This is a genomic window from Pseudomonas sp. GW456-L12, from assembly GCF_059424045.1.
Window position 1 is genome coordinate 49,571 of sequence record NZ_JBWKZA010000003.1, and the last position, 21,829, is coordinate 71,399.

Here is a 21,829-nt window from a genome sequence, read left to right on the forward strand (position 1 = left end):
GTAAACCGACAACACCACGTTCGGCTTTATCACCGACACCCCCTCTTACGTCATTGATCCTGTCCAGGCCATCAGTTCAAAGAGCCTGGATCATGCCTGTCGTATGCCCGTCAATTGCACCCCAGAAGCTACGACCTTTGACGCTGAGCATCCTGCTGGCGTGCGGGCCAAGCTTGGCGCTGGATACCGGCAGCATCACGTCTTCTGTGCTTTCTCCAAATTGTCTCGCATACAGGATCGTCGGTATTTGTTTCTGGCTCCTCTGCACGCCCTTCGGCTGCACAGTCAAAACCTCGACCAAAGTTCGTCATTTCATTCCCGAACTCGTGGTCTCGAGCTACGCCACCACCGGCAATAACCCATGGACCGAGATGGCCACCCTCTCTTCCCCCATCAGCGGTGCAGAAGGTGGCGGCAACCTGATCACCCTGAACACCCGCCGCGACAGCCTACCCCGTTTCAAGAACGTCGACGGTATCGGCCACCCCGGTGGTTGGGCCGCAACGCAACTGGCTTCGAAATCCGGCTATGCCTGCGCCAGCGGTGCAACTGCGTTCATGCCCTACTACCTGAGTACCCTGGACTCACTAGCCTGGCGCCATGGCATTCCGGAAAGTCTTTACCCCGAATCGCTCATGCCGGGGATCCGTGAAATCGGACGTCAGGCTTCTGGAAACATATGGGGCAACGTTTATCCCCGGCAGGGCTTTCTGGTACAGCCCGACGATTTCAAAGCGGCCGCAGTCATGGCGCAACGGGCCGGCGATGTGATTACCCGAAACTGGCAGCCGCATGTGTACTTACCACTCACGCCCGCCAAACGCGACGGCTACTGGCCGCCTGGCCCGATCGTTGAAAACGATGCCTCAACCCACAAGTGGCAGTTGCTCTACCCCCAGGTGCAGCCCACGTGCGCCCTCTTCCCCTGCGATCCGGTACAGAGCGCGGATGGCGGCTACGCCTGGTCGCTGTGGCGTCCCTATAGCTGCTGCAAACGTAAGGGACAGACCTTCCTGTTCAGCATCGACTTCGAAGGCGGTGCGTCATGAGTCGGCTTCGTGCGCAATCATGGTTTGGTCTGGTAAGTCTATTGCTCTACGGGCTGCTCGCCATGGCCACGCATGCCCACGCCGCCGAGGGCGATTACCGCCTGGGCACTCAAGGCGAAGTACTCGATGACCGAGTGATGTACACCATTGGTGGCGGCTCGGCAGTCGGCTCACCGAGTTCGCTCTACCGACCCAGTGGTCTCGGTGTCGGCGTGTCCTGGCGAGCGAACATGATGTGCGGAAACATGAGCCTCACCAACACCCTGCAAAACCAACTGAACGGCGTCACCGAAGGTTTCCAGCAGATCATGGGCAGCATTGTGCAAAACGCGACCCAAGCAGTGATGTCGCTGCCAGCATTGATCATCCAGCGCGCCAACCCCGGTCTTTATGAGTTGCTGAGTAACGGAGTGCTGCAAGGTCGTATTGACTTCGACCGCTCCAAGCTGACCTGCCAGGCCATGGCCGAAAAGATGGCGGACAAGGTCGGTCAAGCCGGTTGGGGCGCGCTGGCGAAGAACCAAGAAATGCAGGGCAATCTGGAGCAAACCGGCGGTGATGCGGTAGCGGCGGTGAAAAATACCGAGATCCATAACGGCAACAATGGGGTGTCCTGGGTCGGCGGCCAGAAGGCTGGAGGTAGTGGGCAGACACCCATTCGAGTGACCGCCGACGTGGTGCGCGCGGGCTATAACCTGCTGCATAACCGGTCAGTGGATGACATTACATCAGTCAGTAGTAGCGACTGCTTGGGTGGGGCCATTTGCCAAACCTGGACCTCGCCCCATGAGGAATCCGAATGGGCCGTTCGCGTGTTAGGCGAGAGCGAAGTCGCGATCTGCGACACCTGCGAAACCCTGCGTGCGACAGCTGGCAGCGGACTGACGCCACTGATCCAGGAGGCCTACAGCGAACATCTCAAAGCACTGCAAGAGTTGTTGTCCGGCTCGCTGCGGCCTACTTCTGACAATCTGGCTAAAACCTCCAGCCCAATGTTGCCGGTGACCCGTGGTGTGATCGAAGCCCTGCGTGACGACCCCGACCAGGATCTGTTGGCACGGCGCTTGGCCAGTGAGACGGCCTTGTCCAGTGTGCTGGACAAAGCGTTGCTGCTACTGCGCACTCTGCTGGCGGGCAGTCACGAACCCAACATCGCCTCCGCCGAACCGGCACAGACGGCCTTGACGAAAAACATCGACGCTCTGGAGCGCGAAATACGCCTGCTGCAGACCGAACTGCAGGCCCGGCAGATGCTGGCCACCAATACCGCCAGCCTGGTGCTCGACCGGCATGCCGGTGGTGCCGATGCTTCGCGCACCGTCGAGCAAGGCGACCCCGAGCCCGGTCGACTCAATGATGCTGACGCCAGACGTAAGTGAGCCATGAAACGCTCACCGCTATTCACTTTGCTTGCGAGTCTGGGGATTGCCGCAGTGATGACCCTCGCCGCCGCACTGGTCGCCTGGCTCGGCAGCACTGTGCTGGGCGGCCTCGATGCCTGGCAGCAGTCGTTCGAATCCGCACGGCCCTATCTGCGGTGGTGGCGCGTCCTGCTCTACGGCGCTCTCTTTGCGCTCTGGAGGGATCTGCTTCGGTGCTACCAACATCGACCACAGGATCGACTGCGCGTGAAACGCATCGGGACATTAGGGCTCGTGCTCTTTACCTACGTCGAACTCACCCGACTGTGAGGTCACCACCATGCTCCTGAGCACCAACAGCTACCTGGAATTTTACCTCTCCCTGCTGGCCTGGATCATTAACAACGGACTCTGGAGCGTCCTGTCCGACACCGGGCTGTTTGCCGCGCCCTTCGGCGCGATTATCCTCCAGGAATGGCTGTCGGCCCGTCAGCAAGGCGCGGATGAGGGAAACAAGGGATTGTTCTCGGTGCCACGGATCGAGAACCGGTTGTGGCTGGCCTACATCGTCGTATTGTTCGGCTGCGCACCGGTCTTTCCGTTGAGCCTCTCGTCAATGGCGTTCGATGATGCGGCGAGTCAGCGCTGCGGCGTGAGTGTGGCCAAGCCAGCGGAAACCGCCTGGGGGACGACCTTCAATACCATCAGCGAACGCTCCGCCAACGTACCGATCTGGTGGTTTCTGGTGCATGCCTTGAGCAAAGGGGTAACCGCGGCGGCCACCGCCTCCATCCCTTGCGCACCGGATATCCGACAAATGCGCATGGAGATCGACAGTTCGCGTATCGACAGCCAGGTACTACTGCAGGAAGTTGCCGACTTCACTCGCGACTGCTACGGCCATTCCCGCTCTCGGCTATTCACCAACCGTCCGCAGTTGGACAAGGTACAAAGTCACGACGCCTCCTGGATCGGCTCAAGCTATTTTCTCGACACACCGGGCTACTACGATACGGATCGCACACACACACCGAGAGTCAGCTGGCCGTATGATGACAACCGCGATGTTTCCTTGCCGCGGCTGGAGAATGGCGCGGGCTACCCCACCTGCAAGCAGTGGTGGAGCGACAGTGGAGTCGGGCTACGCGAGCGCTTGATCGAGCAGGTCGATCCTTCGCTGCTGACTCAGCTGAAAGGTTGGTTGACTGGGCGTTCGAGCAACGAGATCGAGGATGCCACCTTGCGCGAACTGATCAGCCCACGCCAGCAATCGATGTCCATGTCGCCCGGACAGGTGTATCAGGACTACGGCTCCAGCGCTCGTGGCGGTTCGATCAATCAGGGGCTCAATAACCTGGCCACCAATACCGGGTTGGCCCTCGGTTCCTTCAGCAACTTCCCGGCAATAAATGCACTACGCGCCGCTCTGCCAATGGTGCAGGCCTTCCTGATCATGGGCGTCATCATCAGCTTGCCGCTGATCCTGTTGGTCAGTACCTACCAGTTGAAGACCGTCATGACGGTGACGTTCACGCTGTTCACCTTACATATGCTGAGCTTCTGGTGGGAACTGGCTCGCTGGGTCGACTCCAGCATGCTCGACACCTTGTACAACCAGGTTTCGGCGTCCAATCAGGTGCTGTTGTCGCTGCCCACATCCGGGCTTATGGATGGGACGGTCACCGCGCAGGTGATCGAGTATGTGATGGGGGCGATGTTCTTGGTGCTGCCTGGACTGTTTTTGGTCGCCATGAGCTGGGCTGGCTACTCGATCGGCAACAGCCTTGAGGGGATGCTAGGTGGTGCAAGCAAAGCCGCGCATGGTGCAGCGGGCAAAGGAACGGATCAGTTGATGGGTGCTACGAAGAAGCTTATCTGACGTCATCAGATGATTTGAAATGACCTATGTAATGGCCATTGTCATCGTAGTTGCCAAGATAGGAGTTAGCCCCAAGGTAGTCAGGACCTGGATTGCCCTCTTCAAAATCCGTGTCGATGACAGCCTTGGACTGCAGAAGGGCAATCACAGCGATCACCACCACAACAGAAGCGACGAGCCAGAAACCGATAAAGAGCAGCCCTCCGATCATTGCCAGTTTGGCAATCAGAAAACTCCCGCGAACGAGTAATTTACCTGCGGGCATACCTGTCATCTCCGCACGCTCAACCACGTGGGATTCAAACGTTTTCAAACTACGGTAACCACGCTTCACCGACATACCGCAGGCGTACGCCCAACGGTAGGCGCATGAACTCTGAACAGGTTGCTGAGTCGGCACGGTCTCGCCCTCTTCTGAGCGTTTTCATGGTTGAGCCAAGAGTAATAGCCTACTACTGAAAACGGCCCATGCCTGACCGCTTATCAGTTTCCCCGGTCGAAAATTCCTCATTGGAAGCCAGAAGAAAAGCCCCGTGAAACAGCGTCTCTACAGTGATTGACCCAGATAAATCGTCCGGCTAAATACAAGGTACGGATCGCTGTTATCGACAGCACATTCCCAGGTAGCCAGAGCCTTCAGGCTACATCACTGCGGTGATGGCTATGCCCAAGTGCGATTAGCGTTCGGTGGCTCGCACGGTGACCGTATCTACGGTGATGAACGCCTACTGCTCTCCTGAGCGCCTTTCGAGCTCTGCTCGTGAGGTAAGCCCTTTTGACTTCAACCCACTGCGGGGAAATCTTTCCCCGCACGGGACAGGTTTCTTCGCGTTTTCAACGGAGACATACCATGCCCGACTCACTGACACTGGAAGCACTGAACACCCTTCGGTTACCCATCGTGTTCACCCCTGGCGCGTGGCAACGCGCAGTACTGCTCGAGCAATCCGATCACGCTGAGAAGCTGCAGGTCGATCGGTTGAGCCACGTATTGCGCGCAGCCTTCGAAGCCCACTTGGCCTATCCACACAAGCCCTACGTGCTGTTCGAGGTAATCCACATTGAACCAACCGATCACTTAGACCACGCCCCGTTGCTGCAATTGAGTCTGAGCCTACTCCAAGAACCGGGTCAGCCTGACGCCTTGCTGATAGCGCTAGCAGGAGAACACCAGCGCTAAGCGCCATCAGCGGCGCCCACCTCCACATTCGGACGGCATGCAAGACCTGCATCAATCCAGCCCATCACCCAACCGGGGAACCCTCCCCGACGGGCAAGGCGTTCCTCCGTTTTCTCTCGAGGAAAATGCCATGCGCGATATCTACCAAGACGTGACTGACAAGATCGTTACCGCGTTAGACCAAGGCGTTGCTCCCTGGATCAAACCCTGGTCCTCAAGTGGCTCCGCTGACATCGGCCATCAACCCTACCCCATCAACGCCATCACGCGACGTCCGTATTCAGGCATCAATTTACCGCTGCTCTGGGCCGAGGCCAGGTTGCAGGGGTTCACACAAGATCGTTGGCTGACCTTCAACCAAGCCAAAAAAGCTGGCGGGCACATCCATAAGGGTGAGCACAGCACCCTGGCGGTGCTCTACAAGCCGATGGAGCGCGAGGAGCAGACCGAGTCAGGCCAACCCGTACTCGATGAAAACGGCCAGCCCAAGGTCGCTCACTTCGGTATTCTCAAGACGCATTTTCTGTTCAACATCGAGCAAACAGAGGGACTCGAAATGCTCGATGAAACCCTGCTCAAGACGGAACCGAGTGATCCCTTCCAGGCCAACAGCGCTGCGGAAAATCTGCTGTTAAGTTCGGGTGCACACATCGTTCATCGATCTGCAGACGAAGCCTTTTACCATCCGACCAGGGATCTCATCCAATTGCCGACAAAAGCGCAATTTCACGATGAAAGTGGGTACTACGCCACCGCACTGCACGAGCTGACGCACTGGACCGGGCATCACACTCGGTTGCAGCGCGAAGGCGTGACGTCCTCGTGTCCGTTCGGCTCGCCAGGCTATGCGTTCGAGGAGTTGATTGCCGAAATGGGCGCTGCGTTTTTATGTGCTTACGCCGGCATTCAGGGAGAGTTGCGCCACGAGGGCTACATCGACTCCTGGCTCGGCCTGCTCAAGGCAGACAAACGCGCGATCTTCCGTGCCAGTGGTCACGCCCGAAACGCCTCGGAGTATGTGCTCTACCTGGAGTAGCAACTGAAGCAGATGATAATGGATGACTCACGATGCATGAGCGATGGAGTTTGATCGCTACCTCACCGCTGCAATCGCATCACTGGGGCCCAACGCGAGTTGGGCCCATTTTTCTACACCCAGAAAAATCCCCATACCGCGGAGCTCTGATGCAAAGAATCAGAGAGAGGGGCGCACACCCGTAGCCTGTCATTCCGCATCCAGGTTCTGCGCCAGAAAATCCACCAGCTCGAGCGGACTTCGGCTATCGATCACCTTGTAGATCAGATCGCGCTTACTGCGCGGCAACTTCTTGACCACGCTCTTCGCCGAGGCTCTGACAGCTTCGTCGGTCCCATGGATACGTGCCGCGAGCAGTAGCACGAGCGTGGCGTCAGTGAGGTTCATGGCAAGACCCAAAAAATAGGCACCGCAGTGTAGCGACACTTTTCTTTTTCGTACCAGCCCTCAACAAAACGATGCCTAGCAAAATCCATATTCCGATTGCCGCACAAAGGGACAGGTGCCAAAAGGACGGGTAAAGGTTAGAAGGGAATGGGGAGTCAAGGGTAAGAGCCCTATCCGAAAAGGCTAAAAGGCCACTGACCCAGCCACTTCCCGGAGGTCACGATGCTCAGCCTGTTTCGTCGCAAAAGGCAGAAGCCCCCTCCACCACCGATCGTGAACGGCGCCGAAGGTTACCTGCCCATCGAGTCGGCCCACAGCTTGTTAGCCGCGGAACACCGCCGTCAGTTGCTCGATCGCATCTGGCAATACACCGCCCTCTCCCACGCGCAGTTCATCCAACTCTATTTAAATCCGATCCATCGCTACGCCGAACAGGTCCAGCAACTCCCGGCCAGCGAGACACACCACCATGCGTATCTCGGTGGCATGCTCGACCATGGTCTTGAGCTGGTCGCCTGTAGTCTGAAGCTGCGCCAGTCGTATCTGCTCCCCACCGGTGCCGCCCCAGAAGATCAGGCCGCCCAGACCGACGCCTGGTCCGCCGGTATCGCCTATGGCGCCCTGCTCCATGACATCGGCAAGATCGCCGTGGACCTGCAGGTCGAACGCCAAGATGGTTGTCTTTGGCATCCATGGCAGGGCCCGCTGGATCAGCCATACCGTTTTCGTTACATCAAAGGTCGTGACTACCACCTGCACGGTGCCGCTGCCGGTTTGCTCTACACCCAGATTATCGACCGCCCAATACTCGATTGGCTCAGTGGCTTTCCGTCGCTCTGGGCCAACTTGCTGTATGTCCTGGCCGGTCAGTACGAACGTGCCGGCGTACTGGGCGAGTTGGTGATTCAAGCCGACCGTGTCTCCACCGCGCAGAACATTGGTGGCAACCCGAACAAGGCGCTACAAGCGCCGATTCATTCGCTGCAACACCACTTGATCAGCGGACTGCGTCATTTGGTTCAGCACGAACTGAAACTCAACCAGCCAGGTGCCGCGGGATGGTTGACTCAAGATGCTCTCTGGCTCGTCAGCAAAACATTCACGGACAAGCTGCGAGCCTATCTGCTGTCGCAATCGATTGAGGGCATCCCCTCCTCCAACATTGCCGTGTTCGACGAACTGCAATCGCATGGATTAGTCGAGTCAACCCCGGAAGGCAAAGCCATCTGGACGGCGCTCGTGACGCAGGGAAACTGGCAGCAGAGCTTTACTTTTTTGCGTTTTCAACCAGCGTTGATTTGGGGGAGCGAAGACCGCCCAGAAGCTTTTAGCGGAAAAGTAAATGTGGTACTTGATGACCACCCAACCGTCACATCGGCATCACCATCCAAGACTGCCTTTGCAGAATCGCGCCAAAGTCAATCGCAGCCAGACCCCATGGTGATGGAGGATGCTGATTACCTTAGCGCGCTGCTAGATATGTTCGAGTTAGAGAGGCCTGAGGCCAGTCATGCATCGTTCGCAAGTGCCCTCGAAATATCAAATCCCTCGTTAGATACCTCTGGTCAAGTATTCCTGAACTGGGTCAAGGAAGGTATCCAGAGTCACAAGCTGATCATCAATGACAGCAAGGCCAAGGTACACATTGTCGGCGGCACTGTCTTTTTGGTCACACCTGGTATTTTTCAACGTTTTGCTCAGGAGTTTCCTGGTATTTTTCAGGAGTCAGACCAAGATATTGAAGAATGGCGTTGGGTGCAGAGGCAATTTGAGAAACTGAAGATCCATAGAAAACGGAGTGATGGTTTGAACATCTGGATCTGTCAGGTCGAAGGTCCTCGAAAGAAAGCAAAACTCAAAGGTTATCTATTAGAAAAACCAACACTATTGTTCGATACTATATCTGTACCTCCCGACAATCCTTTCCTTAAAGTCGAAAAAGCTTAAGTTCCCGGTGCACTCCATTAATCGAGGCTAGGGACCCTCCGATCAAGTTAGCTTCTGACGTGTAGATGCTAACCACCAAGGGTGTTTTCCGGTCATATCGGCCTGATAAGCATTGCTCAAGCAGCCGTCGGCAGGCTTTTCAGCCCACCTCGTTCATCCAAGACGCAATTCACTCATACCCATCAATTTTTTGCGCACCATCCACAGGTTCGACAGGGCAAACAGCGTGGTGAGATGGGCGGTGTTTTTCACCAAACCACGGAACCGGTTCTTCACGTGGCCGAACTGGCGCTTGATCACCCGAAACGAGTGTTCGACCTTGGCTCGGGTCTGTGCCTTCACCCGTTCAATTTCACGTTTGGCCTTGTAGATCAGGCTGCGCTTGCTCAGCTTCGTGTACGTGCTGCGACGTGCAGCAATCTGCCAGATCACCTTGCGGCCTTCATGTTCCTCGCGCTTTTCCACCCCGGTGTAACCCGCGTCGGCGTAGACCGCGTTCTCATCACCGTGTAGCAGTTCGGCCACCTGCGTCACGTCTGCAACATGGGCCGCGGTGCCATGGATGTGATGTACCAGGCCCGACTCCACGTCGGCACCGATGTGGGCTTTCATGCCAAAAAAGTACTGATTCCCTTTCTTGGTCTGGTGCATTTCAGGGTCACGCTTGCCTTCCTTGTTCTTGGTCGAACTGGGAGCATGAATGATCGTGGCATCAACGATGGTGCCTTGGCGAAGCGACAGACCTTTGTCCTTCAAGTAGCGATTGATGACGTCCAGGATGCCCGCTGCCAGTTGGTGCTTCTCCAGCAGGTGCCGGAAATTCATAATCGTCGTGTCTTCGGGGATCGGAGCGCTGAGCGTCAGCCGGGCGAACTGGCGCATCGAGGTGATTTCGTAGAGCGCCTCTTCCATGGCCGGATCACTCAGCGAAAACCAGTTCTGCAGCAGATGAATGCGCAGCATGGTCTCCAATGGATACGGCTTGCGGCCACCGCCAGCCTTTGGGTAATGAGGTTCGATCAGTGCCACCAGCCCGCTCCAGGGAACGACTTGCTCCATCTCGGCCAGAAAGCGCTCGCGGCGGGTCTGCTTGCGTTTGCCGGCATACTCGAAATCGGAAAAGCTCATCTGACTCATGGGACTGGCTGCTGCTCATGACCGAAAGGGTGGGCTATTTCAGCACAGCAGACGGGCCCTGTGCTGAACTTGATCGGAGAATCCCTAGGCCAGTTTTCGGTCAGCGGCAACAGTTGCCCTCACTCAACAACCGGTACCCCACTCCTGCCTCGGTGACGATGAATCGTGGCTGAGTTGGATCATCCACCAGTTTCTGCCGCAAGTGCGACACCACTATCCGCAGATAGTGGCTGTCCTCGGTGTGCGTCGGCCCCCAGATATCATTGAGCAATTGCTGCTGGGTGATCACCCGCCCCGGATGCCGCGCCAGTTGCGCCAACACCGCATACTCCTTGCGTGTCAGCGCCACCTCTATACCGTCCAGTAGCACCCGGCGATAAGCCAGGTTCACAATGAGCGGGCCGAAACTGAGTACCGCTTCCTGAGCCTCACCCACCGGCATCTGACGCAACAAGGCGCGCACTCGGGCCAGAAACTCCTGGATACCAAACGGCTTGGTCATATAGTCGTTGGCGCCACCATCCAGGGCTTGGACCTTCTGTCCTTCGCTGGCGCGCACCGAGAGCACCAGCACCGACACTGTCGACCACTTGCAAAATTCGCGCAGCACTTGCTGGCCGTCCATGTCCGGCAGGCCAAGATCGAGCACCAGCAGGTCGGGCTTGTTCAGCGCCGCCTGGACCAGGCCCTCGTTGCCGGTGCCGGCTTCAAGCACCTTGTAGCCCTGGGAGGTGAGGCTGATGCGCAGGAATTTGCGGATCTGCGGTTCGTCATCGATGATCAAAATGGTCGCGGTCTGGTTCATGAGTTCACATCAACACAAAGAGATAGCACGAGAGTAATGCAGGCGAGTTCAGGCTTAACTCTCCAATTCCGGTTGAGTCTGCAACGGCAGGCACAAGGTGATCCAGGTGCCACATCCCTCAATTACCTCGCCCACCGCGATGGGCTCACCATGAGCACCGACCATGCCTGGCCTTGAGCAGGCCGTCGAGGTCCATCTCTTCGAGCATGACCCCGCGGTATTCGGAACGCACCAGCGGCTGTTGCGGCAAGCCACCTAGCAAGGCTTCGGTTTCCGCCCGGCCATGGGTTTCCACCACCCCGGCCAGGACCGTCACCCCCTGACGCAATTGCGTGTGCGCCGCCTGCAACATGGCGTAGGTCTTGCCGACGCCCGGGGCGGCGCCAAGGAAGACCTTGAGCCGGCCGCGGCCGTCATGGGACAGATCGGCTAACAGTGCATCGGCGCGGCCGGAATCACTCATGCATTGTTCTCTCTGGACTCAAATCATCGACATACAAACTTGTAGCAGCTGGCTACAGGGCGAGCTTTTCCAGCGCCCGGTTCAAGGCCAGCACATTCACCACCGGCGGGCCGACCAGAGGCTGCTCGACATGAGCATCCACCAACTGCTGCAGCGTGGCGACCGGCAGGTTGCGCGCCGCCGCGACCCGCGCCAGTTGATAGTTAATCGCCGCCGGTGGCAAGTGCGGATCCAGGCCGCTGCCCGAAGTCGTCAGCAATGCCAGCGGTACCGGCCCCTGCCCTGGCACCGCCAGCTTGTTGGCGTCGTCGATCACACGGCTGGCCAGGGCCGGGTTGCTCGGCGCCAGGTTGCTCGCACTGCTGGACACCGTGGCAAAGCCCCCCGCCGATGGACGCGGGTGGAACCAGCTGTCGCCGCTGAAATCCTGGGCGATCAGGGCCGAACCACGGACCTGGCCCACGCCATCGAGCACCAGGCTGCCATTGGCCTGTTTCGGGAACGCCACCTGGGCCACGCCGGTGACCACCAGCGGATAGGCCACACCAGTGATCAGGGTCATCAACACAATCAGGCTCAAGGCCGGACGCAATACAGTGGACATCATCAAATCCTCGATTCGGTTAACGGGTTTACCCGGACTCCGTAGGAACCCGCTTGCTAGCGATGCGGTGCGTCTGGCGCACTGGGTTGACGCCATCGCCAGCAAGCTGGCTCCTACAGGGTCGCGGGGTTACACCAGATGCAAAGCCGTCAGCAGCATGTCGATCAGCTTGATGCCCAGGAACGGCACCAAGATCCCGCCCAGGCCATAGATCAGCAGGTTGCGGCGCAGCAGATGGGCCGCGCTGGCCGCCTGCACCCGCACCCCGCGCAGGGCCAGCGGAATCAGCACGACGATGATCAGGGCGTTGAACACGATCGCCGAGAGGATCGCGCTCTGCGGGCTGCTCAGTTGCATGACATTGAGCACGCCGAGCTGTGGATAAATTGCCGCGAACAGCGCCGGCAGGATCGCGAAGTACTTGGCGATGTCGTTGGCAATGGAAAAGGTGGTCAGGGCGCCACGGGTCACCAGCAGTTCCTTGCCGATCTGCACCACGTCCAGCAGCTTGGTCGGATCGCTGTCGAGGTCGACCATGTTCGCCGCTTCGCGCGCCGCCTGGGTGCCATCGTTCATCGCCATGCCGACGTCGGCCTGGGCCAGCGCCGGGGCGTCGTTGGCGCCGTCGCCACACATGGCGACCAGGCGACCGTCGTTCTGTTCGTGGCGAATGCGCGCCAGCTTTTTCTCCGGTGTGGCTTCGGCCAGCACGTCATCCACCCCGGCCTCCGCGGCAATGGCGGCGGCGGTCAGCGGGTTGTCGCCGGTCACCATCACGGTGCGGATCCCCAGCTTGCGCAACTCGGCGAAACGCTCGCGGATACCGGGCTTGACCACGTCCTTGAGGTGAATGGCGCCGAGCAGCTTGCCCTCGGCACACACCAGCAGCGGCGTGCCGCCACTCTGGGCAATCTTGTCGATCTCCCGGGACAGCGCCGGGGCCAGGTCGCCCCGTTGCAGACCGACGAAGGCCAGCACCGAATCCACCGCGCCCTTGCGATAGACCCGCCCCTGATAGTCGACACCGGACAGCCGGGTCTCTGCACTGAACGGCACGGCGGTCAGCATTTCGGCGCTCGGCTCGGGCTGTGGATAAAGCCCGCGCAGGTATTCGACGATGGATTTGCCTTCCGCCGTGTCGTCCGCCAGCGAGGCCAGCAAGGTGGCCTCGGCCATTTCCTGGTGATTGACCCCAGGCGCTGCGTGGATGGCCGCGCAACGACGGTTACCGAAGGTGATGGTGCCGGTCTTGTCCAGCAGCAGGACATGCACGTCACCCGCCGCTTCCACGGCACGACCGGATTTGGCGATCACGTTCAGCCGCACCAGACGGTCCATCCCGGCGATCCCGATGGCCGACAGCAGGCCACCGATGGTGGTCGGAATCAGGGTCACCAACAATGCCACCAGGAACACCAGCGGCAGGCTGCCATTGGCAAAGTGGGCGAACGGCTGCAGGGTCACGACCACGATCAGGAAGATCAGGGTCAGGCCGATCAGCAGGATATCCAGGGCCACTTCGTTCGGGGTCTTCTGGCGCTTGGCGCCTTCTACCAGGGCGATCATGCGGTCGAGGGTCGACTCGCCCGGATTGCTGGTAATGCGCACCAGCAACCAGTCGGACACCAGCCGGGTATTGCCGGTCACGGCCGAGCGATCGCCGCCGGACTCGCGAATGACCGGAGCCGATTCGCCAGTGATGGCCGCTTCGTTGACCGCGGCAATGCCTTCGATGACCTCACCGTCGCCGGGAATCATTTCCCCCGCTTCGACGCGCACCACATCGCCTTTGCGCAAATTGGCGGCCGGGATCACCTGGAAGCTGCCATCGGCTTTCTTCAGGCGCGCACTCAGGCCTTCGCTGCCGGCCTTGAGGCTGTCGGCGCGGGCCTTGCCACGGCCTTCGGCCAGAGCCTCGGCGAAGTTGGCGAACAGCACGGTGAACCACAGCCAGAGGGCGATCTGCGCGGCGACGAAGGTCGGGACCGTGGTCTCCGGCAAGAAGCACAACACGGTGGTGAAGATGGCGGTCAGCTCGACCACCAGCATCACCGGCGAACGTTGCAACTGGCGCGGGTCGAGCTTGACGAAGGCCTGCACCAGCGCCGGACGCCACAGGGCTGCGATCGAGGTTTTCTGTTGTTCCGACGCCTTGACGACGACCGGTTTAGTTACGGGCATATTCATCAATAGTCCTCAGAAGCCCATGCTCAAGTGTTCAGCGATAGGACCCAGTGCCAAAGTCGGCAGGAAGGTCAAGCCACCCACCAGCAAAATGGTCATGGTCAGCAATGTGACAAACAGCGGACCATGGGTCGGGAAGCTGTTCTGGCCGATCGGCGCGGTCTTTTTCAGCGCCAGGCTACCGGCCAGGGCCAGCACCGGCAGGATGTAGCCGAAGCGGCCGATCAACATGCCCAGGCCCAGCATCAGGTTATGGAACGGGGTGTTGGCACCAAAGCCACCGAACGCCGAACCGTTGTTGGCACCGGCCGAGGTGTAGGCGTACAGCAACTGGCTGAAACCATGAGCGCCAGGGTTAGTCACCGAGGCCACCGGCCCCGGCAGGCTCGCGGCGATAGCACTCAGTACCAGCACGCCGACCGGCATCACCATCAGCGTCACCACCAGCAATTGCACTTCCTTGGCCTGCAGCTTCTTGCCCAGGTATTCCGGGGTGCGCCCGATCATCAGGCCGGCGAGGAAGACCGCGATCAGCACGTTCAGCAACATGCCGTAGAGGCCCGCGCCGACGCCGCCGAAGATCACCTCACCGACCATCATGTTGATCAGCGCGACCATGCCGCTCAGCGGACTGAGGCTGTCATGCATGCCGTTGACCGACCCGTTCGACGCCGCCGTGGTGGTTACCGACCAGAGCACGGTGGCGGTGGTACCGAAGCGTACTTCCTTGCCTTCCAGCGGCGCGGTCTGTTCGACGGCGGCGTTGGCCAGGGTCGGATTGGGTTGGTACTCGGCCCACAGCGAGGTCGCGCCGCCGATCAGGAACAGCGCCAGCATGCAAGCGATGATCGCCCGGCTCTGGCGCAGGTCCTTGACGTAGTGGCCGAAAGTGAACACCAGGGCCACCGGGATCAGGATGATCGAGGCCACCTCGAACAGGTTGCTCCAAGCCGTCGGGTTCTCGAAGGGGTGCGCCGAGTTGACGCCGAAGAAAGCCCCCCCATTGGTACCCAGTTGCTTGATCGCAATCTGGCTGGCGGCCGGGCCCAGTGGAATCACCTGATCGACGCCTTGCAGGGTCACGGCGTGGACATACTGGGCGAAAGTTTGCGGGACGCCCTGCCAGACCAGGAACAAGGCCAGCAGCAGGCACAGCGGCAGCAGGCCATAGAGGGTGGCTCGGGTCATGTCGACCCAGAAGTTGCCCAGGGTCTTGGTCGACTTGCGGCCGATGCCACGACACAGTGCAACCAGCACCGCCAAACCAGTGGCGGCGCTGACGAAGTTCTGCACAGTCAGGCCGACCATCTGACTCAGGTAGCTCAGGGAGGCTTCACCGCTGTAGGCCTGCCAGTTGGTGTTGGTCATGAAGCTGACCGCGGTGTTGAACGCCAGCGTCCACTCCTGTCCCGGCAAGTTCTGCGGGTTGAGCGGCAAGTGATCCTGGAACAGCAGGATTGCGAACAAGAGCAAAAAGCCCGCAAGGTTGAACGCAAGCAGGGCCAGGGTGTATTTCTGCCAGCTCTGTTCGCTTTGCGCATCGACGCCCGAAAGCCGGTAACAAGCGCGTTCGACTGGCCCCAACAGCGGCGTCAGCCAGGTGCGCTGGCCCTCCATTACCTTGTAGTAGAACCGCCCCAGGAAAGGCGCGGGCAGCAGCACCAAGGCAAAGAAGCCGAGGATCAGCCAATAGTCATAACTGTGCATTGCCGCTCCTAGTTCCGGTCCGCGCGCAACAGCGCAATCATCAAATAAATGAACAGTCCCACTGCCAATAGCAGTGAGACCCCATCCAGAGTACTCATGGAAATTCCCCCTATTACGGCGTATTGCCGCGTTCGGAGTATATTGTCCGTAGAGTGGCCGTAAAGGTGCGAGATCGAAGGGTGTGACGGGGTATAAATAAAACGTAAAAAGTGGGAGGTTATACAGTGGTAGGTCTCTTCACGAGCAAGCCTGTACGGGCCTAATAGCTCCGAACATCGGTTACGGTTTTTATGCAGACTCTTGTTCCATGGTTACTGGCGACAGGTAGTTTTTATAGCAATGAAGCCTGGTCCGGTTGTAGTACATGAAGAAGCGCACCATGTTGGTTTGTACCTCGTTCGGGTCATAGCCGCTGCGAGGGGCCCATTCTGACTTCAATGTGCCGGGAAATAGCTCCGTTGGTGCATTGTCCCAGCATTGTCCGCGTCGCCATACGTAGCACCTTGCTAACAAGGTTGGCATCATGGACCAAAGGAAAATGCCCCCCAATGACTCGGCGAGCAAATAAATCAATCACGATGGCTGGATGAAACCAACGCCGCCTACTAACAACCACTAATAGACCAGACAAGATCAATGTTTTCAGAGTGGATGGTGCGGTTGTTGAACTAATGAGTGTTCAGCCAAGTCATTGAAAATGGCCGGCACGAGGCCGGGTTACCCACCATACCCAAGACGCAGCCCCCAAATGAGAGGGATGGAGAGCTGACAAGAGAATGTGGGGGCAAGGTATTGCCAAATGGTGTCATTTGGCGCAGTAGAAGCCCCTTCCCAATCCATCTCAACATTTCAGGTGACTTGTGAATTTCACATATCCAGAAGCAGCTCGCGCCTGATGCATTCAGCGAGCGACGACATCATTGCCACCACTCGAAGACAGCACTTCAACTTGAGCCCAGAACACTGCAAACGATCTGTGCAGTTACGTCAAAATTCTCCAGAGTGAGCACATCGATTGGCGAACGACCTTTTAGTCGCTCCTGAGGCTTACAAAGAGCGCCATAAAGTCTCCATGCATCCGCATCCGGTGACTGCATCAGCACCGAGAGAACCAACTTGTGCCGCAATGGGTCGAGCTGCCAATCGGGAATACGTTGACCACGATTTCCCAAGCTCAGGGATAGAAGACGTCTAGCTTTGATATCGCGATTGATCTGATCGCGGGATTTTCCTGCCAGCCTGGCGAAGACAAGCAGTGGCAAGCTACTCGAGGCCTCAAACGTTGCTAGCATCTCGGCGCGCTCGCGCTGGATGTCAGACACGTGAGAGTTGTGAGCTTTTTCAGTCCGTATTGGAGCGGGTACAACAGACGATTGATTGGACCTAATGGGGACTTTCTCGCTACTGAGCAGCATCGTCGATGAGGCAGTCGCCGGTGGAAAGCGGCTATACAGAACAGCATTTGCGTTCGCGTTTTGCAGCAAGGGCAGTGAAGCTGCGCCCTCTAAACGAATAGTCAACGGAGAGCTTGCTGCTTTCGGTTTACCCTGCCCCCAAAGGTCCAATCTATTTGCCCAATCCTGCATCATGGTCCGACGCTGCTCGACATATTCCGCATGGTTGTAAGCCGCGCTCACCTTGTCTGGATCAGCATGAGAAAGCTGCGCGTCTACCCATACCTTAGGGTAGCCAATCTCGTTAAGCGCCGTCGAGATCGTAGCCCTCATCCCATGACCTGTGAGTTGATCGGCATATCCCATCCGGCGTAGCGCTCCATTCAGGGTGTTCTCGCTTATGCGCTTGCTTAGGTCACTTCGATGCGCGAACAAATATCGTTGCGCAGGGAGAACCTGGTCCAACAAGTGACGCACTATTTCAAGCGCCTGAACCGAGAGCGGGACGATGTAGGGCGGTATATTGAGGACCTGCTTGCCTGGCTTCCGCATAGCTAACTGGAGTTGCTTCACCACCTCCGCCGGTATGATCCATAACCGCTGCTTCAGATCGAACTGATCGGGTGTCGCCAAGCGTAGCTCACCCGTGCGGACACCGGTCAGCAACAACAATCGAAGGCCAAGGCGTGTTTGGTTCGCTCCACCATAGTTTCGGAGAGCAGTCATCAACTCAGGCAGCTCGTCCATACGAAGAAACGGATTGTGTGACACCGGAGGTTTGGGGAGTGCGACAACATCGAGGTCTGAAGCCGGATTGTGTTCCAACCCCTCGATCTTCACCAGCGCATAGCGGAACAATTGGTTGAACCAGGTCCGGCACTTTTCAGCTGTCGTTAATGCCTTGCGTTGTTCGATCCTGCTTAGCAAATCCAGCAGATCGTGACGACTGATATCGTAGATGGACCGCCCACCCAGTGTAGGTAAGACGTCTTTATTGAAGATTCTCAAGATTTGCGAGAGCGTGCTCTGACGCCCTTCCTTTAGGCTCAGCCTGCGGAACTCCACCCACTGATCGAACACAGCCTCGAAGGTATGCTCTGTCGCAAAACGAACTGCACGGCGCTGCTGTTTACGGTGCTCATAGGGATTGACGCCTTGGGCAACCAAGGCACGCGCTTCATCACGACGGATACGCGCTTCTTTGAGGCTAATTTGCGGGTAACAACCCAAGGACATGCGCTTCTGCTTGCCCATCCAGTAGTAACGGAAAAGCCAGATCTTTCCACCGCTGGCCGTCACATTGAGCGTGAGGCCGTCACTGTCACCGAGTGTGTAGTCAATACCAGTGATTCGGGCGTGCCGAATAGACATTTCTGAGAGTGCCATCGCGAGCTCCTGAACAGAGTCAGGGCCAGATGTTCATCTCGCCACGCAAACTGCTCCAGCAACAAACCGATTCCGTACGCGTCAGAATCCTGGACTTAATCCTGGACTTAAACGCACCGGATAGTGCTGGATTTCAGTGGTTCCCGCTGGAACGAAAAAAGGACCCTAAGGTCCTGATTTCAATCACTTACAGAATTCAGTGGAACTCTGCAGCGCAATATTTGGAGCGGGAAACGAGACTCGAACTCGCGACCCCGACCTTGGCAAGGTCGTGCTCTACCAACTGAGCTATTCCCGCGTCTTGGTGGTGTGCATTCTATAGAAATTCGAAACTGCGTCAACCCCTTGATTCAAAAAAGTTTTATTTCTTTTCCACATCAGTCTTCAGATGCGGCCAGGCGGCGCGCAGGTACTGCAGCATGGACCACAGGGTCAGGCCTCCCGCGATCAGCAGCAAGGCATAACCCAGCAGCACCCAGAAGGTGAAGGCCGGCGGGTTGGCCAGCAGGATCACCAGCGCCAGCATCTGCGCGGCGGTTTTCCATTTGCCCATGTTGGACACCGCCACCTGGGCGCGGGCACCCAGTTCGGCCATCCACTCGCGGAGGGCGGAAACGACGATTTCGCGTCCGATGATTACCGCCGCCGGCAGGGTCAGCCACAGATTGCCGTGCTCTTGCACCAGCAGCACCAGGGCCACCGCCACCATCAACTTGTCGGCCACCGGGTCGAGGAAGGCCCCGAACGGCGTGCTTTGCTCCAGGCGTCGCGCCAGATAACCATCGAGCCAGTCGGTGGCCGCGGCGAACGCGAAGACAGAACTGGCAGCCATGTAGCTCCAGGAGTAAGGCAGGTAAAACAGCAAAATGAAGATCGGGATGAGCAGAACGCGTAGAACGGTGATCAGATTAGGGATATTCATCGGCACAACTGGCTACGAGGTGAGTTGGCAATCTACTCGAAAAAGACAGCAGATGAGGTAGGCACGGCCATTCTACGGGCTTCTCGCACAGCGTGTCTAACACTGTTCCAAGACTTTGAGCGCCTCGAAAGAGCAACTGAATGGTCGTCCCATGGCTCACCTGGGCAGCCCGACCAGCCACGGCGGGAAAATCATCACCGGGTCGGGTGACACCTTCGGCGGTGTTGTCTTTGGGCCCACTCTAGGTGGGCTTTCTGAGAGTGTCTTATTGGACGGTGCTGGTGTAGGGCAAATCGGATCAGACAGTTGGCGCGTCATCAAAAACCCTAAGAGACTTGATGCCGGGTGAGACAACCTATGATGCAGGGCACATTTTCCCCCGATTGGTGGGCCGATACGACCCCGGCCCGGTGCATCTACATCACGCCAAAACGGTGGAGAACAATGGGCATTTACCTTGATGGGAGCGCTAAGATCGACATCACTAAAACAGACCCTGATGTTATTGCCCATCTGAAACAGTGCCCCGGCCAGCCTGACCCTTTCAGGCCCTGAGCTCTCCCCTACTCGCTATGCAAGTTCGCATAAATCAGTTCAGCGAGCTTTTTACTGATCCCCGGTGCCTTGGCGATCTCCTCGATGCTGGCGCGAGACAGTTCCTGCAATCCGCCAAAGTGTTTCAACAGGTCGCGGCGGCGCTTGGGGCCGACGCCGGCCACGCCTTCGAGGGTCGAAGTGCGGCGGGTCTTGCCGCGACGCGCGCGGTGGCCGGTGATGGCGAAACGGTGAGCCTCGTCGCGGATCTGCTGGATCAGGTGCAGCGCCGGTGAGTCGCCCTTGAGGGTGAACTCATGGGCCGCATCGTTGAGGTAGAGGGTCTCGAAGCCGGCCTTGCGCGTCGCGCCCTTGGCCACCCCCAAGAGGATCAGGTCGGGCACCGCCAGCTCGTTGAGTACGTCGCGGGCCATGGACAGCTGGCCCTTGCCGCCGTCCACCAACAGGATGTCCGGCAGCTTGCCCTCACCGTCCTTGAGTTTGCTGAAGCGCCGGGTCAGGGCCTGGTGCATCGCCGCATAGTCGTCGCCGGCGGTGACGCCTTCGATGTTGTAGCGCCGGTAATCGGACTTCAGCGGACCTTCCGGGCCAAATACCACGCAGGACGCCACGGTCGCCTCGCCGCTGGAGTGACTGATGTCGTAACACTCCAGGCGTTGCGGCGGCTCGTCCAGGTTCAGCACTTCGGCCAGGGCTTCGAAACGTGCGGCCACATGCTGCCGATTGGCCAGCCGCGCGCTCAGGGCCTGCTCGGCGTTGGTCACCGCCAGTTGCTGCCAGCGCGCCCGCGTGCCGCGCACCCGGTGGCTGATGCTCAGCTCACGGCCGCGCAAGGCCTGGATCGCGGTGATCAGGGTCGGGAAATCTTCATGGACCACGTTGACGATCAGCTCGCTGGGCAGGTCGCGCTCCGGGCTGCTGAGAAAGTACTGGCCAAGGAATGCCGACATGACCTCGGCCACCTCTTCCTCGATACCCACCTGGGGAAAGAAGTTCTTGCTGCCCAGCACCCGGCCGCCACGCACGCTGATCAGGTGCACGCAGGCGCCGCCCGGGTTGACGAAAGCCGCCACCACATCGACGTCGCCGCTGCCGCCTTCCATGCTCTGCTGGTCCTGCACCCGCCGCAGCAGGGAAATCTGGTCGCGCAGCTCGGCGGCCTTCTCGAAGTCCAGGGTGCTGGCCGCCTGCTCCATGCCCGCCGACAGTTCGTCGGTCAGGGCATTGCTGCGGCCTTCGAGGAACATCACCGAGTGGCGCACATCCTCGGCATACACCTCGGCCTCCACCAGGCCGACGCACGGCGCCTTGCAGCGCTTGATCTGATATTGCAGGCACGGCCGGGTGCGGTTCTTGTAGTAGCTGTCCTCGCACTGGCGGACCATGAAGGTCTTTTGCAGCAGGCTCAGGCTCTCGCGAATCGCCCCGGCGCTGGGGTACGGGCCGAAGTACTTGCCCTTCTGCTTCTTCGCCCCGCGATGGATGCTGAAACGCGGAAACTCGCCGTCCGACAGAAACACATAGGGATAGGACTTATCGTCGCGCAACAGGATGTTGTACGGCGGCCGCCATTCCTTGATCAGCGTCTGCTCCAGCAGCAGGGCCTCGGTTTCGTTGGCGGTGATGGTGGTTTCGATCTGCGCGATGCGCCCCACCAGGGCAGCGGTCTTCGGCGCCAGGCCGGTCTTGCGAAAGTAGCTGGCCAGGCGGCTCTTCAGGTTCTTGGCTTTACCGACGTAAAGCAGACGTGCATCGCTGTCGAACATGCGATACACGCCAGGACGGCCACTGCAGGTGGAAAGAAAAGCACTGGGATCAAACGGGTCGGTCATT

18 protein-coding genes, 1 tRNA gene and 2 pseudogenes are annotated in these 21,829 nt (G+C 58.7%); 7 read left to right on the plus strand and 14 right to left on the minus strand.

Annotated elements, in window-relative coordinates:
- Positions 1-92 precede the first annotated feature (92 nt).
- The 4 genes from AC07Y9_RS04965 to AC07Y9_RS04980 are packed head-to-tail and all read left to right on the plus strand — an operon-like array spanning position 93 to position 4,289.
- Entirely contained in the window at positions 93-1,049 is a 957-nt protein-coding gene (locus AC07Y9_RS04965; RefSeq protein ID WP_102680965.1) for a TIGR03756 family integrating conjugative element protein, read from the plus strand.
- Positions 1,046-2,428: an integrating conjugative element protein gene (locus tag AC07Y9_RS04970; protein WP_102680966.1), complete on the plus strand. Its 1,383-nt coding sequence runs from the start codon at positions 1,046-1,048 to the stop codon at positions 2,426-2,428. The genes AC07Y9_RS04965 and AC07Y9_RS04970 overlap by 4 nt, the downstream gene beginning before the upstream one ends.
- A gap of 3 nt (positions 2,429-2,431) precedes the next feature.
- Complete coding sequence (locus AC07Y9_RS04975) at positions 2,432-2,740, plus strand: hypothetical protein (protein WP_102680967.1); 309 nt, start codon at positions 2,432-2,434, stop codon at positions 2,738-2,740.
- A gap of 10 nt (positions 2,741-2,750) precedes the next feature.
- The gene (locus AC07Y9_RS04980; RefSeq protein WP_102680968.1) at positions 2,751-4,289 is read left to right on the plus strand and encodes a conjugal transfer protein TraG N-terminal domain-containing protein; all 1,539 of its coding nucleotides are present in this window, start codon (positions 2,751-2,753) and stop codon (positions 4,287-4,289) included.
- Here AC07Y9_RS04980 and AC07Y9_RS04985 read toward each other — a convergent pair.
- Entirely contained in the window at positions 4,282-4,689 is a 408-nt protein-coding gene (locus AC07Y9_RS04985; protein WP_087092592.1) for a DUF3742 family protein, read from the minus strand. The genes AC07Y9_RS04980 and AC07Y9_RS04985 overlap by 8 nt on opposite strands.
- A gap of 450 nt (positions 4,690-5,139) precedes the next feature.
- Between AC07Y9_RS04985 and AC07Y9_RS04990 the strand changes: the two genes are divergently transcribed.
- Together AC07Y9_RS04990 and AC07Y9_RS04995 are read left to right on the plus strand one after the other, a co-directional pair.
- Positions 5,140-5,469, plus strand: a complete 330-nt coding sequence (locus AC07Y9_RS04990; protein ID WP_102680969.1) for a hypothetical protein — start codon at positions 5,140-5,142, stop codon at positions 5,467-5,469.
- A gap of 130 nt (positions 5,470-5,599) precedes the next feature.
- Entirely contained in the window at positions 5,600-6,505 is a 906-nt protein-coding gene (locus AC07Y9_RS04995) for an ArdC family protein (RefSeq protein ID WP_102680970.1), read from the plus strand.
- Positions 6,506-6,694: 189 nt separating this feature from the next.
- Here the strand turns inward: AC07Y9_RS04995 and AC07Y9_RS05000 are convergent, their stop codons facing one another.
- Entirely contained in the window at positions 6,695-6,892 is a 198-nt protein-coding gene (locus tag AC07Y9_RS05000; protein WP_007901093.1) for a DUF7740 domain-containing protein, read from the minus strand.
- A 222-nt stretch (positions 6,893-7,114) separates the two neighbouring features.
- On the opposite strand from AC07Y9_RS05000, the gene mobH reads away from it, so the two are divergent.
- Positions 7,115-8,839 carry a MobH family relaxase gene (gene mobH, locus AC07Y9_RS05005; protein ID WP_102680971.1) on the plus strand — a complete coding sequence of 575 codons (1,725 nt, stop codon included), beginning with the start codon at positions 7,115-7,117 and terminating at the stop codon, positions 8,837-8,839.
- 153 nt (positions 8,840-8,992) lie between these two features.
- Here mobH and AC07Y9_RS05010 read toward each other — a convergent pair whose 3' ends face one another.
- From AC07Y9_RS05010 to uvrC, 12 genes and pseudogenes are all read right to left on the minus strand, one after another.
- Positions 8,993-9,976, minus strand: a complete 984-nt coding sequence (locus AC07Y9_RS05010; protein WP_102680972.1) for an IS5 family transposase — start codon at positions 9,974-9,976, stop codon at positions 8,993-8,995.
- Between the two features lie 100 nt (positions 9,977-10,076).
- Entirely contained in the window at positions 10,077-10,781 is a 705-nt protein-coding gene (locus AC07Y9_RS05015) for a response regulator (RefSeq protein WP_087092587.1), read from the minus strand.
- A 175-nt stretch (positions 10,782-10,956) separates the two neighbouring features.
- A pseudogene (locus AC07Y9_RS05020) lies at positions 10,957-11,244 on the minus strand (histidine kinase); the annotation flags it as partial.
- A gap of 52 nt (positions 11,245-11,296) precedes the next feature.
- Positions 11,297-11,848 (minus strand): potassium-transporting ATPase subunit KdpC, encoded by a 552-nt coding sequence (kdpC, locus tag AC07Y9_RS05025; protein ID WP_102681565.1) that lies wholly within the window; start codon positions 11,846-11,848, stop codon positions 11,297-11,299.
- A 129-nt stretch (positions 11,849-11,977) separates the two neighbouring features.
- Positions 11,978-14,019, minus strand: a pseudogene (gene kdpB / locus AC07Y9_RS05030) (potassium-transporting ATPase subunit KdpB); the annotation flags it as partial.
- A 25-nt stretch (positions 14,020-14,044) separates the two neighbouring features.
- The gene (kdpA, locus tag AC07Y9_RS05035) at positions 14,045-15,739 is read right to left on the minus strand and encodes a potassium-transporting ATPase subunit KdpA (protein ID WP_102679568.1); all 1,695 of its coding nucleotides are present in this window, start codon (positions 15,737-15,739) and stop codon (positions 14,045-14,047) included.
- 8 nt (positions 15,740-15,747) lie between these two features.
- Positions 15,748-15,837, minus strand: coding sequence for a K(+)-transporting ATPase subunit F (kdpF, locus tag AC07Y9_RS05040; RefSeq protein WP_087092744.1), 90 nt, complete (start codon positions 15,835-15,837; stop codon positions 15,748-15,750).
- Between the two features lie 190 nt (positions 15,838-16,027).
- Positions 16,028-16,264 carry an integrase core domain-containing protein gene (locus AC07Y9_RS05045; protein ID WP_404942489.1) on the minus strand — a complete coding sequence of 79 codons (237 nt, stop codon included), beginning with the start codon at positions 16,262-16,264 and terminating at the stop codon, positions 16,028-16,030.
- 419 nt (positions 16,265-16,683) lie between these two features.
- On the minus strand, positions 16,684-18,519 hold the full coding sequence (locus AC07Y9_RS05050) for a tyrosine-type recombinase/integrase (RefSeq protein ID WP_102679566.1): 1,836 nt from the start codon (positions 18,517-18,519) through the stop codon (positions 16,684-16,686).
- 222 nt (positions 18,520-18,741) lie between these two features.
- Positions 18,742-18,817: transfer RNA gene (locus AC07Y9_RS05055), tRNA-Gly, on the minus strand.
- A 63-nt stretch (positions 18,818-18,880) separates the two neighbouring features.
- Positions 18,881-19,441: a CDP-diacylglycerol--glycerol-3-phosphate 3-phosphatidyltransferase gene (pgsA, locus tag AC07Y9_RS05060; protein ID WP_007924430.1), complete on the minus strand. Its 561-nt coding sequence runs from the start codon at positions 19,439-19,441 to the stop codon at positions 18,881-18,883.
- A gap of 563 nt (positions 19,442-20,004) precedes the next feature.
- Positions 20,005-21,828: an excinuclease ABC subunit UvrC gene (gene uvrC, locus AC07Y9_RS05065; RefSeq protein WP_007924433.1), complete on the minus strand. Its 1,824-nt coding sequence runs from the start codon at positions 21,826-21,828 to the stop codon at positions 20,005-20,007.
- Between the last annotated feature and the right edge of the window lies 1 nt (position 21,829).

Bases quoted from the DNA above. Each gene is read 5' to 3' on its own strand.
- AC07Y9_RS04965 (WP_102680965.1), top strand. From the start codon at position 93: ATGCCTGTCGTATGCCCGTCAATTGCACCCCAGAAGCTACGACCTTTG.
- AC07Y9_RS04970 (WP_102680966.1), top strand. From the start codon at position 1,046: ATGAGTCGGCTTCGTGCGCAATCATGGTTTGGTCTGGTAAGTCTATTG.
- AC07Y9_RS04975 (WP_102680967.1), top strand. From the start codon at position 2,432: ATGAAACGCTCACCGCTATTCACTTTGCTTGCGAGTCTGGGGATTGCC.
- AC07Y9_RS04980 (WP_102680968.1), top strand. From the start codon at position 2,751: ATGCTCCTGAGCACCAACAGCTACCTGGAATTTTACCTCTCCCTGCTG.
- AC07Y9_RS04990 (WP_102680969.1), top strand. From the start codon at position 5,140: ATGCCCGACTCACTGACACTGGAAGCACTGAACACCCTTCGGTTACCC.
- AC07Y9_RS04995 (WP_102680970.1), top strand. From the start codon at position 5,600: ATGCGCGATATCTACCAAGACGTGACTGACAAGATCGTTACCGCGTTA.
- AC07Y9_RS05000 (WP_007901093.1), bottom strand. From the start codon at position 6,892: ATGAACCTCACTGACGCCACGCTCGTGCTACTGCTCGCGGCACGTATC.
- mobH (WP_102680971.1), top strand. From the start codon at position 7,115: ATGCTCAGCCTGTTTCGTCGCAAAAGGCAGAAGCCCCCTCCACCACCG.
- AC07Y9_RS05010 (WP_102680972.1), bottom strand. From the start codon at position 9,976: ATGAGTCAGATGAGCTTTTCCGATTTCGAGTATGCCGGCAAACGCAAG.
- AC07Y9_RS05015 (WP_087092587.1), bottom strand. From the start codon at position 10,781: ATGAACCAGACCGCGACCATTTTGATCATCGATGACGAACCGCAGATC.
- kdpC (WP_102681565.1), bottom strand. From the start codon at position 11,848: ATGTCCACTGTATTGCGTCCGGCCTTGAGCCTGATTGTGTTGATGACC.
- kdpA (WP_102679568.1), bottom strand. From the start codon at position 15,739: ATGCACAGTTATGACTATTGGCTGATCCTCGGCTTCTTTGCCTTGGTG.
- kdpF (WP_087092744.1), bottom strand. From the start codon at position 15,837: ATGAGTACTCTGGATGGGGTCTCACTGCTATTGGCAGTGGGACTGTTC.
- AC07Y9_RS05045 (WP_404942489.1), bottom strand. From the start codon at position 16,264: ATGATGCCAACCTTGTTAGCAAGGTGCTACGTATGGCGACGCGGACAA.
- AC07Y9_RS05050 (WP_102679566.1), bottom strand. From the start codon at position 18,519: ATGGCACTCTCAGAAATGTCTATTCGGCACGCCCGAATCACTGGTATT.
- pgsA (WP_007924430.1), bottom strand. From the start codon at position 19,441: ATGAATATCCCTAATCTGATCACCGTTCTACGCGTTCTGCTCATCCCG.
- uvrC (WP_007924433.1), bottom strand. From the start codon at position 21,828: ATGACCGACCCGTTTGATCCCAGTGCTTTTCTTTCCACCTGCAGTGGC.